Below are 14,291 nucleotides of genomic sequence, written 5' to 3' on the forward strand. Positions count from 1 at the left end.
GCTTATAAAAATCAAAGTCAAAAGATCGTCCGATCGCGGCCCGAGCCTGCGGCGGCTCCTACAGAGGGTTGCCTGTTTTTGAGGGTTCGGTCAGAACTGCCAGTTAAGGCTCAGGCCCACGCCATGGCTCTTCTCGCGGCTAGCCAACTGCCCGTTGTAATCAAGGTTCACGCGCACGTCCTTGCTCAACGCCAGACTGGCCTGCACGCCGACCAACGCGGCATCGCGCACCAGCGCCGAACTCTCGACGCTGTAAGGCGTGCCGCCACTGGCAAAGCGCAGATGCTGTTCAGATTCGATGTCGGTGAGGCTGTGCTGCCAGCCCAGATGGCCCCTCACATCCAGTGTTTGCCGAGTCGACAGATTGAACGTTTTGATCGCCCGCACACCGAGGGTGCTCAGCACTGCATCACGCTGATCGCCCGAGCTTTTCAGCGCCGCAGCGTCGCCCTTCTCGGTGAAACCTTCGGTGTCCAGATGCACGTAAGCCAGATTGGCGAACGGCTCCAGCGCCAGCGGTTGCAGGTGCAGTCGATAAGCCGCCTCACCGAACACCTGAGTCGTCGCCGCATCAACCTTGGTTTTTTGTTTGGCGCTGACGTTGCCGTACTGCAGATCGCGTTTCACATCGGCGCGATGCCAGCTGTAGGCCGCGCCGGTGCTCAGACGCCAGGCGCCGATTTCATGCCCGGCGTAAGCACCGAGGTGATAGCTGTCGACCTTGGCCGACGAGTGCGTGCCCGAGCCCATGCTCAGAGAGCTGTCGCTGTAGCCGGTGACCAGACCGATGCGGGTCTGCTCGTCCAGCGCGCCGTCGACACCGGCCAAAAGACCGCCAATCGAGGTGTTGTAGCCCGCCGTGTCATGGCTCGAATCGGTGCTGCCCCACGCGCCGAGGGCCTTGATCCAGCCGTTGCTTTGCGCCGCGGAGGCGTCGTGCAGGCGCTCACCGACGGCATCGCGCAATTGGCGGCTGTCGTTGATCAGCATCGAACCGAGGGCCGGGTAGATTTCGCCGCTCAGTTGCTGAAAGGCCTGTTGCGCAGACGCGGCGTCTGCCGACAGCAGCACGCTTTCGTAAACCGAATTGCCTGCGCCCAGGCCTTCGACAGCCGTGGCCACCGAACGCTGATTCGGGGTTTGGCCGACGCTGGAGAACGCGGTCGCGTTGCGTTCAATATTGAGTTGGATCGCGCTGGCGGCGTAATCGAGGCTGCCGCCAATGAACAGGTAGTTCGGCACCACGGCGCCAAACTGGCCTTGAACACCACCCGCCGCTTGCAGGATGTTGTACTGGCGACCGAGCAGGCTTTGCGCCTCGGAGGCACTGAGCAAGGTCGGGCTGTTTTCCAGCGCCAGGCTGACGGTCGCGCCGCTGACCGTGGCTGTGCCGCCGGCAACAATCTGGTCGCTGCGGCTCGGTGACAGCTCCACCGCGTAGGTCGAACCCGGCGCGAAGGTCACGTCACCGGCCACATTCAAGGTGCCGATGGAGTTGCCCGGCGCCACACGGCTGCCGTTGTTGGCGATCAGCGAGCCGATTCGCCCGGAGCCGCCAAGGGTGCCGCCATCGTTGACGGTCACTGCTGAAGCCAGCGAACCATTGACGCTCAGCAGGCCGCCATTGACTGTGGTCGGGCCGCGATAGGTATTGTCCCCGGTAAGAAACAGGCGTCCGTCTCCGGACTTGATCAGGCTGCCCTGATAAACCCGCGCCGCGGCGGCGGCATCACGGGCCATGCCTACCGCGTAGTCGGTCTGATCCTGCTGGCTGGCGCCGGGCGCAATGCCGTTCTGCCAACCCTTGTCTTGCAGGGTTTGCTGCCAGGTAACGTGTTCAGCGAGGTCTTCGCCCTGACGCTGGATCAGCGCGTTGTCGGAGATGTCGTTACTCCAGACATCGCTCTGCCCGGCCGCCAGATTGGCGTCGAACGCCCCGAGTAACTGTCCAGGCCCGCGCATCGCCCGGTTCAGGTTGGCCACGCCCCAGCCGAGCCGCTCGGTCGGCGCATCCGTCACCGAACCATCGAGCTGGGTGGCGGTGGTCAGCAGCACTTCAAGCGCCTGCTGGTTGTTCATGTACGGGTAGCGTTCCATCACCAGAGCCAAGGCGCCGGTGGCGTGCGGTGCCGACATCGACGTACCGGACTTGATCGCGTAACCGCCACCGGGAATGGTGCTGTCGATCTTCGCGCCCGGCGTGGTGATGCACCAGTATTTGGCGAGGCCGCACTGGTTGTACTTCTGCTGATTGCTCTGATCGAGACCGGAGACCGCCAGCCAGTGACCTTCGAGATCAGGCTGAAAGTACGGCAGCGCCGAACGCACGCTGGCATTCGGATAACCGCTGTTGCCGGCACTGAACACGTTGATCACCCCGCGTCGCGAAACATCGGCAGCGGCGTCGAGCCAGGTGCCTTTGCTCCAATGCTGCGCGTAGGCAGCGTGCAGATCAGCCAGGGTCCGGTAGCTGACATCCGGCGGCTGACTGCCCCAACTGTTGTTGATGGCGCGCACGCCGGCATCGGCCAATGCGTCGTATACCGCTTTGAAATAACGCGGATCGGGCTTGGGGCCGAACAGGAAGCTGTCGTTGTTGTTGGTGTTGCCGACAAAGATTTGCGCGTTGTAGGCCACGCCGTGCATGCCCGTGCCGTCACGCGAGGCGCCCATGGTGCCGACCACATGGGTGCCGTGGGAATCGTTGTTGGCGTTGAGGGTGCCATCGACGTTGAACGGCGAGCCGTCGATATAGTTACCGTTGGCCAGAACCGGGTGGTAACGCTCAGTGGCGAATTCGGGATGGGCGGCGTCGAAACCGGAATCGAGCGCGCCGATCTTCACGCCTTTGCCGGTAATGCCGGCAGCGTAGGCTTGATCGGCCTGCATGCGCGCAAGGCCCCAATCGCGCAGAAACTCGGCGCTGCGCCAACTGGCGGGATCACCGGGTTTGCCGGCCTCCAAGTACTGGGCGTGGGCCTGGGATATAGAAACTGCGAGCAACAGCGTGCCGACCGAAATTGGCTTGATGCGTACTTCCATGTTCACTACTCACTTTTATTGTTTTATGCGGGTACTTTTGCAGTGTTGCCTGGAGCCCCTCACCCCAGCCCTCTCCCCGAGGGAGAGGGCGCTGACCGAGGCTTTACATCGACCTGTAAAAACCGGGCGATTATGGATTCGGTGCAACACGTTCACGTCGGTGTACCTCTGAAGCATCCCCCGATCAGTCCCCTCTCCCTTCGGGAGAGGGTTAGGGTGAGGGGCCGCTCTCAAGTCGTGCACATCAGCGATGAGCTACACCAAACGCCTCATCCACCCGCGCCAGATCCTGCTCATTCAACGTGCCGGCGTAGTAATGCAACTTGGTCCAGGCCATCAAATAGTCGTACCGCGCCTGCGCGAGATCGCGGCGGGTGGTGAACAGTTGCTGCTCGGCGTTCAACGCGTCGAGGTTGGTGCGTTCACCGCCGAGGATGCTTTGCTTGGTCGACACCACCAACGCTTCCGCCGAACTCAGGGCCTTTTGATACGCGCGCAATTTATTCACCCCCGACAGGCAGGCGCTGAACTGGCGACGCAGTTCGATCAGTGTCTCGCGGGTCTTGCCGTCCAGTTCGTACTCGGCCTGTTCCATGGTGCGGCTGGCCTGACGGGTGGAGGCCGACACGCCGCCACCGGCGTACAACGGCACGCTCACTTCGAGACCGATGGTGTTGGTTTCGTAGCGCTGGTTGTAGGTGTTGCCGCTTTCCGATTCGTTCTGGCGCATCGAGGCGTAAGCATTGATTTTCGGCAAGTGCCCGGCGCGGTTGCGCTCGACCTCGTAGCGCGCCACTTCCACAGCCTGGCGTTGCGAGGCCAGGTTCGGGTTGTTGCTGACCGCCATTTCATGCCAGGTATCGAAATTGGCTGGCTGCAGTACGAAGGTCTGGAAGTTCTGATCCAGCGGCGCCAGATCACCGATATCCACGGCCGGCACGCCGACCAGTGCGCCCAGTTCGCGCAGCGCCGCGTCCTGTTCGTTGCGCGCCTCGATCTCCTCGGCGGTCGCCAGCTCATAACGCGACTCGGCTTCAAGAATGTCGGTGCGCGTGCCTTCACCCTGCTTGAACATGTGTTCGTTTTGCTGGAACTGCTGCTCGTAAGCCTTCTTCTTCGCCTGTGCGATATCAATCTGGTCCTGGGCAAACAAGGCTTTGGTGTAGTTATCCAGCACGCGCACCAGCAGTTCCTGGCTCTTGCCGCGAAAGCTTTCGTCGGCAAACAGCGACTGCGCCACGCCCTTGCGATACGCCGCATAGGCTTCGTAATCGAGCAAGGGTTGTTGCAGGGTCAGGGCCGAGCCGTAACTGCTGTAATTGCGGTCGTCGGTTTTATTGCGCGCACGCTCATCAAGGGACGTTGCCTTCGAGGAGTTGCGGCCCTTGTTATAGGTGTAACCGATACGCGGCAGCAGCCCGGCACGGCCAATGGCGCGGTTTTCCAGGCCAGCATCACGTTCCTTGATCGCGCCGAGGAACACAGGGTCATTGCGCAACGCCTGTTCGTAGATCTCAAACGGCCCCATGGCCGCTACGACTGAGTGACTCGCGAACAGCGTCAATGCTGCCCCGAGCATGCAAAGCTTATTCATACAGCTGAACATCCTTATTCTTCGGTCAACGCAGAGTTGGCCCGGTCGAGCAGCGGTTTGAACAGATAGTTGAGGAGCGATCGCTCGCCGGTACGCACAAACATTTCTGCCGGCATGCCCGGTTTGATCACCAGGCCGTGGAGTTTTTCCATGGCCTGATCGCTGACGCTGCTGCGCAACACGTAGTACGGCACGCCGGTTTTTTCATCGACCATCTGGTCGGCGGAAATCAGGTTGACTTCGCCCGGCACACGCGGGGTTTTGCTCTGGTTGAACGCGGTAAACAGGATGTCCACCGGCAGATGCGGGCCGACCTTGTCGATCAGATTGATCGGCAGGTGCCCTTCCACTTCCAGGGTGGTACCTTGCGGAACGATCTCCAGCAGGGTTTCGCCCTGTCGCACCACGGCGCCTTCAGTGTGTACGCCAAGATTGACTGCAACGCCGTCGGCGGTGGCGACAATCTCGCTGTGTTGCAGGTCGAAACCGGCGGAGGTCAGTTGCTCTGACAGCGTGACGCTTTTGAGCTGCGCCTCGGCCAGTTGCGTACGGACTTCCTTCTGATATTCCTCGCTGTGCTGCTGCAGCTTCAGGCGCGACTCAAGAATACCCTGCTCGACTCGCCCGCTTTCACCGGTGTTTTCCGCCAGTTGCTGCTGGACCTGCGAGAGCTGGCGCTGATATTCCATCAAGCGGTTGCGCGGGATGTAACCGTTGTCGGCCAGCGGTTGCAGGTTGCTCAACTGTTGTTGCAGCGAGTCGGCCTGGGCATTGAGGTCGGTGCGCGCGCGGCGCATGCCGGCCAGTTGCGCGGTGGCGCCTTCGATGCTGGCGCGCAATCCGGCCTGCTCGCGATAGAACGCTTCGCGGCGGCTGCTGAACAACTGGCGCTGGCCTTCCAGAACCAACGCCAGGCGCGGGTCCGGGTCATTGCTCAACTCCGCCGGAAAGGTCACTTGCTTGAGGTTGTCGCGCTCGGCCTGCCAACGCGCCAGACTCGCCCATGCCATGCGGTATTGCGCCTGCAACGATTGCACATCGGCAGCGACTTGCGTCTGGTCGAGGCGGAACAGTGGCTGGCCCTGCTTAACGATCTCGCCTTCGCGTACCAGAATCCGGCTGACCACCCCGCTGCTCATCGACTGCACGGCTTTGCGTTTACCCGACACGACCACCGTGCCCTGTACCGGAATGCCTTGATCCAGCGGCGCCAATGCCGCCCAGGTGAAGAAGCTGCCCGCGCCGACAATCGCCAGAACCCAGCCCATGCGTGCGAAGAATTTCGCGTCACGTTCCGGACGTTCAGCGATGTACGCGTGCTCCATGCTCGCTTCGTTTTCAGTGTTCATGTTTGCGCTGCTCATACACCCGAATTCCTTGTCGTGGGCTGATACTGCCGGCTCATGCTGAGCCCGCCCGGTGCTTGTGCAGGTTTCTCGCGTGGTTGTTCATTGGCGGCGCCGGACAGCGCCTTGAGCACGTCCTGACTCGGGCCGAAGGCCTGCAGACGACCCTCGTTGAGCACCAGCAGTTTGTCGGCCTGAGCCAGCACCGAAGAGCGATGTGTCACCAGCACCACTGTGGTGCCCTGGGCCTTGAGTTGCGCAATCGCGCTGGCCAACGCCGCTTCGCCCACGGTGTCGAGGTTGGAGTTGGGCTCATCCAGCACCACCAGGCTTGGCGTCCCGTACATGGCGCGCGCCAGCGCCACTCGTTGCTTCTGACCACCGGACAGACCGCTGCCGTCCTCGCCCAACTGCGTGTCGTAACCTTGCGGCAGGCGCAGGATCATTTCGTGAACGCCGGCCTGCTGGGCAGCCGCCACGACTTTCTGCGCATCGGCCTCGCTAAAACGCGCAATGTTTTCGGCGATGCTGCCGCTGAACAGTTCGATGTCTTGCGGCAGGTAGCCGATGTAAGGGCCGAGTTGATCGCGATTCCAGCGATGGATGTCCGCGCCGTCCAGTCGCACCGTGCCACCCAGGGTCGGCCAGACACCGACCAGCACTCGGGCCAGGGTCGATTTGCCGGAACCGGACGCGCCGAGCACACCCAGCACTTCACCTGCGCCCAGATTGAAATTGACCATGTGCAAGGTCGCAGCGCGTTGCCCCGGTGGGCCGGCACTGACTTGCTCGAAGGTGATCTGGCCTTTCGGCGCTGGCAGGGCCATCGCTTCATCACTCGGCGGGAAGGCTTGCAGCAACGCATCGAGACGACGGTAGGCCAGCTTCGCCCCGCTCCATTGCTTCCAGACGGCGATCAACTGGTCGATCGGGCTGAGTACGCGGCCCATCAGGATGGAGCCGGCGATCATCATGCCGGCGGTCATGTCACCTTTGATCACCAGTAACGCGCCAAGGCCCAGCACCAGCGATTGCAGGCACAGACGCAGGGTTTTGCTCAGAGAGCTGATCACCGCGCCGGTGTCGCTGGCCTGATTCTGCAAACCGAGAAAGCGCGAATGCACCTGGAACCAGCGTTTACGCAAGGAACCGAGCATGCCCATCGCCTGAATGGTTTCGGCGTTGTGCAGGTGGCTGGTAGCCAACTGGCTGGATTGCTGCGAGAAACCGGCGGCTTCGCCCAGCGGCTTTTTGGTCATGTATTCGTTGAGGCACGCCAAGGCGATCAGCAACAGCGCACCGGCGGTGGCCAGTACGCCGAGCCAGACGTTGAACAGGTAAATAACGAACAGATACACCGGAAACCACGGCGCATCGAAAAAAGCGAACAGCGCCGGGCCGGTGACGAATTGACGAATGTGGGTCAAGTCGCCCAGCGACTGCCCGGCATTACCCTCGCCTTTGAACAGATTGCGTTCGAACGCCGCCTGGTACACCCGCAGGTTGAAACGGCGCTCCAGTTGGCTGCCGATGCGGATTACGATGAAACTACGTACAACTTCCAGCAGGCCGATAAAGACGAAGAAGCCGACAACCATCATCGACAGCATCGCCAGGGTGGTTTCGTTCTGCGAAGACAGCACCCGGTCATAGACCTGAAGCATATAGATGGAGGGCACCAGCATCAGCACGTTAATCAGTGCCGTAAAGCAACCGACGCTGATCAGGATGCTTTTATAGTCACCCAATGCCTTGAACAAGGGAGCGGTGGCTGGGGCCTTCGCCATCTTCATTGATTATTCCTGAGATCTAACTCTCGCCAATCTTTGGCGAGACTTCAAATTGATTATCCGCGCAACGCGGGAACGTATTTCCAAGCTGTTCGCTTACAAATTCATAACAACTAGCTCTGATTAATACAGTGCAGTTGTGCTTGAACATGTCGCTTATAACCTGACAGTGACGCCTTATATTAAAACCTTGTCGTCTGATTGATCTTTACGACTGTTGCGCAACGCGCTCCAGGGTAACTTTCAGACCTGACTTCAAAGTCGCCAGATAAAACCCATCACGTTGTCGGCTAAAGAACTGGATTCTTGAACCCTCCTTGCCAGTGATCGAAATACCGTCCGGGTCGGGAAACCAGCCAATCGGTGCCTCTTCGAGCCATGCCCCCAAGCAGTCAGCGCCTTTACCAATCGTCTGGTTGGATTGCAGATCGACAGTGCAGGTATTTGACGGTTTGTCCTGCAGTTTCTGCGCTTCAGCGCTGTCATCGCGGGCGCTCAGCGTCGCCTGCCACTGCCCGGCAAATACCGAGGGTTCTTCGAGCCTGAGGCTGCTTGCCATGCTTGTTTCTCCTGAAATCATCATCAGCGTCGCCATCAGCCACGCCACCGCCATGTAGGTAAAAACGTTTCGACTCATAGGAAATTTCACCCCAGTGCGTAGCCTTGCCTACAGGGCAAGACGATGCAAGCGAAGAAAGCGGCGCATCACGCGCCGCCCTCTTGTTTCACATCAGGCCACGATGTCGCTGATTGCCGCCTGGCCAACGGTGCTGACCTGGAAGTCGGCCGCGCCGAATCCGGAGAAGTCCACCGAGAGCAGGCTATTGCCGCCCGACGAGGTCAATACCGCATCGCCCGCCGCACCGGTGAAGGCGCTGACGAAGTGCAGGCCGGCGCCCTTGGTGATGCCGGTCAGGTCGATTTTGTCCAGACCACTGACGAAATCGAGGATCTGATCGATCGCACCCGGTTTGGAATCCGAACTGGCCGCGAACACAAACGTGTCCGAACCCGCGCCACCCCACAGCTTGTCGGCACCGCCAGCCCCGTAGAGGATGTCGTTTCCGGCACCGCCCTTGAGTTCATTGGCCACACTGTTGCCGATCAGCAGGTCGCTGCCCGAACCACCGATGGCGTTCTCGATGATTGCGCCCTTGGCGATGGACACGTTACCAACCATACCGCCAACGTCGGAGAACGAGGCGCTATTGAGGTTGATCTTCTGGTTTTGGGTGAACCCCGAGAAGTCCAGAGTATCCTTGCCGCCCGCATCCCAGACCGAGAACACAACTTTGTCACTCGACGACGAAGCGCTCAGGAAGTCGCGACCGGTGTTGGAGTTGAAACCGTAGGTGGTGTCACCGGTACGAGTGGTGGTGTTGGCGCCGTAAAGTTTCTGGATCGCTGCGATGTCATCCATCAGCGGGCCGGAGGCATAGGCTTCCACGCCACCCTTGCTGAAGTTCTGGCTGGTGTTGTTCTCGCTCCAGTAACTCATGATGCTGTAGCCGCGGGTGTCTTGCCCGTAGGAAGCATCGTTATAGGTCGGGTTACCATTACCGGCGTTGTAGTCGCCAGGGTGAGCCAGACCGAGGCTATGACCGATCTCGTGAGTCAGAGTCTGACGGCCGTAGTTGTTCAGATCCGGATTCTTGTTCGCCGTGTAGCCACTGTTGATCAGGTACCACGAGGTGCCGTCATAACCGGCGCCGGTGCCTGGCAGATAAGCGAACGCTGCAGCGCCATCCTGGCCACCGCTGTAGTTACCGAACGTCATGTGACCGTCACCACCCGTAGCTTTTTCGGTGAAGGTGACATTGGCCACATCGGCCCAGGATTGCATGGCGAGCTTGGCCTGGTTTTGTTGTTGTGCACTGAACTGACTGAACCCGGAGATCCCGTGCTTGTTCATCGTGCTCGATGAAGCAGAAGTCAGGAACGTGTAGGTGAGTTCGATCTTGCCGCTGCCGTCTTTGTCTTGATAGGCAGCGCCGTCGCGCAGCAACTGGGTGGCGGCCTGGTCGACGGAGAAGGAGGGTTTGCCGTTGACCGTGAGGTTGCCGCCGCGATCGTATTGATGGCTGAAACTATTGATCTGGTTCCAGGCGGAGCTGGATGCTGCCAGTGACTGCGCAGCCCCTACAGGTTGAAAAGCCTGTTCGGCGGTATCAATAGCATTCTTTTTAACTTTCGACATAAACACACTTCCTTGTTAAGCAATGGAACAGTTTTTGTCCGATAGCGACAATCTCTGGCGAGATCGTCCTATCACTCGCCCAATGAAGGCGAAAGAAAACTGACACAATTTGAAATCTGACGTAAAGCATTTTTTTGAATTCAAATCGAGCTATTCCGGGAAGCTCCCGTAAACAAAGCATGTGAGGTCGAAAGAATGTTTCAGATGTCTGGTTTTTGCCTAATTGTCTGACGATTTTCTATTTAATTATTAAATAAGGCTAAGTTGTTTTTTGTCGAAGGCGTCTCACTTTCACCTTGTATTAGTGCAAGTGCCAGCGCATTGATATCACCCGATAATAGTCGCTGATAACCCATGTGGGAGCGAGCCTGCTCGCGAATGCGAAAGCTCATCCAACATCAATGCTGAATGAAACATCACTTTCGCGAGCAGGCTCGCTCCCACAGGTTTTGCATTTACCGATATATCTCAGCTACCGGTACGAATCTTGTTCCAGATCCGAGTACGAATCCGGTCGATGTTCATCGGCATTGCCTCCAGGGCGAACAACCTGCCCAACATCTCCGGGGTCGGATAAACCTTGGTGTCGTTCTTGATCGCCGGATCGATCAGGCTATCGGCCTGCTCATTGCCGTTGGCGTAGTGCACCGAGTTGCTGATGTCAGCCATCACGTCCGGGCGCAACAGGTAGTTCATGAAGGCGTAGCCGGCCTTCTCGTCCGGAGCGTCTTTGGGCATCGAGACCATGTCGAACCAGATGGGCGAACCTTCCTTGGGAACCGAATAGCCGATCTCGATGCCGTTCTTCGCCTCTTTGGCGCGACTCTCGGCTTGCAGGATGTCACCGGAGAACCCGACCGCCACGCAAATATCACCGTTGGCCAGATCGCTGGTGTACTTCGAGGAATGGAAATAGCTGACGTACGGCCGCACTTTCATCAGCAGCGCTTCGGCTTTCTTGTAGTCCTCGGGGTTCTTGCTGTGGTGCGGCAAGCCCAGGTAGTTGAGGGCCGCCGGGAGCAATTCCGGGCCATTGTCGAGAATCGCGACGCCGCACTTCTGCAGTTTTTCCATGTACTCGGGCTTGAAGATCAGATCCCACGAATCGACCGGCGCGTCGTCGCCCAACACCGCTTTGATCTTGGCAACGTTGTAACCGATGCCGGTGCTGCCCCACAGATACGGGAAGCCGTGCTCGTTGCCCGGATCGTTGGTTTGCAGGGCCTTGAGCAACACCGGGTTGAGGTTTTTCCAGTTCGGCAACTGGCTTTTGTCGAGCTTCTTCAACGCGCCGCCCTGAATCTGCCGGGCCATGAAGTGGTTGGACGGAAACACCACGTCGTAACCGGAGTTGCCGGTCATCAACTTGCCATCGAGGGTTTCATTGCTGTCGTAGACGTCATAAATGACGCCAATGCCGGTTTCTTTCTGGAAATTTTTCGTGGTGTCCGGCGCGATGTAGCTGGACCAGTTGTAAACCTTGACCGTCTCGGCGGCGTGACTGATGGAGGCGACCAGCAACAGCGGTGCCAGAGTGAGGGTTTTCCGGATCATGGGTCGATTCCTGTAGAGGCTATTGTTGTTTGGCAGGCAATCTCAAGCAATCAGAAAATCAGCACGTAGGTCTTGCGCACGGTTTCCTGGATATCCCAGATACCGAGCGTGTTGGCCGGCAACATCAATGCGTCGCCACCTTGTATGTGCAGGGTTTCGCCACCGTCGTCCGGGGTGAACGTGCAACGCCCGGAAATGAAATGGCAGAACTCCTGCGCGGTGATCTGCCGGCGCCAACGGCCAGGGGTGCATTCCCAGACGCCGGTTTCGACACCATCGTCGCGCTCGACGCTGGTCGTTGAGGCAATGGCTATCGGCTCGCCAAGCGGCACGGCGACCGGGTTGGATTCATCGAGTTGTAACGTGGCGGTGTTTTTGAACTGGGTGATGCTCATGGCGTTACCTGTCTTGTGAATAAACAACTGTCAGTGCATGAAACCTTCCATGAACCCGGCCACCTGGCTGGCGAGTTTGCGCCGCCATGGCGCAGTCGCCGGGTTGGCGAGGGTCTGGTCTTCGTGGACAAAGCTTTTGATGATCGCGTTGTAACCGAGCCAGCGGCACGGCTCCGGCTCCCAGGCACGCAGCGCATGAAACCCGCCGTCCGGCAGCACCCACGGCTGGTTAACCAGTTCGCTGTCGCGTTCAAGGATCAGGTCGGCCAGGGTACGGCCGCCGAGGTTGCTGGCACCGACGCCCTCCCCGCCATAACCGCCGGCCAACGCAATGCCGTTGGCCCGATCGCACAGCATGTGCGGCTTGAAGTGGCGGGACATGCCGAGGTTGCCGCCCCAGGCGTGAGTGATCTGCACATTTTTCAGTTGCGGGAACAGCTCACCGAACAGATAACGACGCAGCTCGACTTCATCGCGGGTCAGGTCAAAGTTGTGGCGCAGCTTGCCGGCGAATTGATAACCACCGCGGGCGCCGAAAATCAGACGGTTGTCAGCACTGCGCTGGCCATAAGTGACCTGGCGGCTGAATTCGCTGAAAGCCTGGCCGCGACTGAGGCCGATCTCGTCCCACGTAGCGGCGGACAGCGGTTCAGTGGCGACGATCAGGCTTTGCACCGGCAATTGGTAGCGACCCAATGGCGGCAATGTCACCGAGTAACCTTCCACCGCCGGCACGATCCAGCGACTGCGCACATTGGCTTTGGCCGTGCGCAAACTGCCCGACTGCCAATGCGTAACGGGGCTGTTTTCGTAAATCTTCACGCCCATGCCTTGCACGGTGCGGGCCAGGCTGCGCACCAGTTTGGCCGGGTGAATGGTCGCCACATGCGGAGCGTAGATACCACCGTAAGGTTTGGCGACACGAATCTGCTGCGCCAGTTGCTCGGGGCTGAGCCAGCGGTAATCGTCGTCGGTCAGGCCCTGGGCGTGGAGTTTGGCCAGGTAGTCGCGCAGCGTTGCTTCCTGTTCCGGGTAGCGCGCCGCGCAGTACAGCACGCCGCCCTTGCGATAATCGCAGTCGATACCTTCACGTTCGAGGACGACTTCGACTTCATCGGGGATGCTGTGCAGCAGATCAAACGACGCGCGTCGCTGCTCGGGGGACAGGCCGGCGAGCAAACGCTCCTCGCCAAGCAGATTGCCCATCAGCCAGCCGCCGTTGCGCCCGGATGCGCCAAACCCGGCGGTTTGCGCCTCGATAATCGCGATGTCCAGGCCCGGCGCGTGCTTCTTCAGGTAGTACGCCGTCCACAGCCCCGTGTAACCGGCGCCGATAATCGCCACGTCGACGTCCAGATCCCGTTCAAGCTCGGACCGCGCGATCAGCGGCTCGTCGAGTTGATCCATCCACAAACTGATAGTGCGCCACGCCGGCATGCAAGACTCCGCCACTGAAAACCTTCGATGGCGTCGATCCTAGTGCGCGACCTCATGGGATGTCTTGCGCGCGTGTCCGCAAAGAAATTTGTTTAACGTAGGCCTTGGGCGACAGGCCGGTGTGTTGGCGGAAACAGCTGTAAAACGCCGACAACGAATTGAAACCCGCGGCGAATGCCAACTCATCGATGCGCACTGGCGGCGCGGCATCGTCCAGTGACTTGAGCAGATGTTGCAGTCGTGCGTGGTTGACGTAGCGGTAGAAACTTTGCCCAAGCACCTGGTTAAGCAGGTAGGAAATCTGATTGCGGCTGTACCCGCACTCCTTCGCGACCCGTTGCAGGTCAAGCTCCGGATCCAGGTACGGTTGCTGGCGTTCGAAGTATTGCTGCAGATCGTCGGCCATAAAACTCAATTGACGCGGCGACAGGCCCAGGCGACTGACGGCCGGGCGCTGGCTCGGCGCAGTCGTATTGCCAACCTGTGCACGCACCAACGAGGCGTATTCATTCACGCGCCAGATCAGCCCGTCCTTGACCGTGATCGCCTCGCTGGAGCGGAACGACACAAGTCCCTCGCCGCCGCGCAGGGTCACTTCGTACTGAATGAACGCAGTGTTGCCATCAACGCGAATGCGGTCGCAATGCTCAAGCGCTTCGTCGGATTCGCGCGGCATGCTCACACGCACGTACTCGCGCAACTCGTCGAGGCCGAGCACGCGGTTCTGGAAAAAATCGCTGTACTGAATGTCCGGGTGATACAGCGCCATTACGCTGTCCAGGTCGCGGTGTTTCCAGCTCAAGTGATAGCGCATGACCGTGGCGGTCGTGGCCTGGGTCTGTGCGGGGCCGTCGTCGTCGGCGTGCATAAGGAGCTCGGCGAAAAAGAATCGAGCTTGCCGAAGTTCGGCACGGGCATCAATGACTAATCCATGGT

Annotated in this window: 10 protein-coding genes; all 10 read right to left on the bottom strand. The window is 59.6% G+C overall.

The window, feature by feature from the left end:
• Nucleotides 1–90: 90 nt before the first annotated feature.
• Complete coding sequence (gene eprS / locus H8B20_RS21540) at nucleotides 91–3,042, bottom strand: autotransporter serine peptidase EprS (RefSeq protein WP_210624540.1); 2,952 nt, start codon at nucleotides 3,040–3,042, stop codon at nucleotides 91–93.
• A gap of 244 nt (nucleotides 3,043–3,286) precedes the next feature.
• Nucleotides 3,287–4,648: a TolC family outer membrane protein gene (locus tag H8B20_RS21545; protein WP_210624541.1), complete on the bottom strand. Its 1,362-nt coding sequence runs from the start codon at nucleotides 4,646–4,648 to the stop codon at nucleotides 3,287–3,289.
• Nucleotides 4,649–4,650: 2 nt separating this feature from the next.
• A complete protein-coding gene (locus H8B20_RS21550) occupies nucleotides 4,651–6,000 on the bottom strand; it encodes an HlyD family type I secretion periplasmic adaptor subunit (RefSeq protein ID WP_210624542.1) in 1,350 nt (449 codons plus the stop codon).
• On the bottom strand, nucleotides 5,997–7,775 hold the full coding sequence (locus H8B20_RS21555) for a type I secretion system permease/ATPase (RefSeq protein WP_210624543.1): 1,779 nt from the start codon (nucleotides 7,773–7,775) through the stop codon (nucleotides 5,997–5,999). The genes H8B20_RS21550 and H8B20_RS21555 overlap by 4 nt, the downstream gene beginning before the upstream one ends.
• Before the next feature lie 205 nt (nucleotides 7,776–7,980).
• Entirely contained in the window at nucleotides 7,981–8,409 is a 429-nt protein-coding gene (locus H8B20_RS21560) for an AprI/Inh family metalloprotease inhibitor (protein ID WP_210624544.1), read from the bottom strand.
• A 93-nt stretch (nucleotides 8,410–8,502) separates the two neighbouring features.
• Nucleotides 8,503–9,969, bottom strand: a complete 1,467-nt coding sequence (locus tag H8B20_RS21565; RefSeq protein WP_210624545.1) for a serralysin family metalloprotease — start codon at nucleotides 9,967–9,969, stop codon at nucleotides 8,503–8,505.
• A 468-nt stretch (nucleotides 9,970–10,437) separates the two neighbouring features.
• Nucleotides 10,438–11,523, bottom strand: a complete 1,086-nt coding sequence (locus tag H8B20_RS21570) for a polyamine ABC transporter substrate-binding protein (RefSeq protein ID WP_210624546.1) — start codon at nucleotides 11,521–11,523, stop codon at nucleotides 10,438–10,440.
• A 50-nt stretch (nucleotides 11,524–11,573) separates the two neighbouring features.
• Nucleotides 11,574–11,918 carry a cupin domain-containing protein gene (locus H8B20_RS21575; protein ID WP_115148108.1) on the bottom strand — a complete coding sequence of 115 codons (345 nt, stop codon included), beginning with the start codon at nucleotides 11,916–11,918 and terminating at the stop codon, nucleotides 11,574–11,576.
• Nucleotides 11,919–11,948: 30 nt separating this feature from the next.
• The gene (locus H8B20_RS21580) at nucleotides 11,949–13,355 is read right to left on the bottom strand and encodes an NAD(P)/FAD-dependent oxidoreductase (protein WP_210624547.1); all 1,407 of its coding nucleotides are present in this window, start codon (nucleotides 13,353–13,355) and stop codon (nucleotides 11,949–11,951) included.
• 52 nt (nucleotides 13,356–13,407) lie between these two features.
• Nucleotides 13,408–14,223, bottom strand: coding sequence for an AraC family transcriptional regulator (locus tag H8B20_RS21585; RefSeq protein ID WP_047301180.1), 816 nt, complete (start codon nucleotides 14,221–14,223; stop codon nucleotides 13,408–13,410).
• Nucleotides 14,224–14,291 lie beyond the last annotated feature (68 nt).

Origin of the sequence: Pseudomonas sp. P42 (assembly GCF_017973755.1) — a bacterium.
Lineage (GTDB): Bacteria > Pseudomonadota > Gammaproteobacteria > Pseudomonadales > Pseudomonadaceae > Aquipseudomonas > Aquipseudomonas iridis.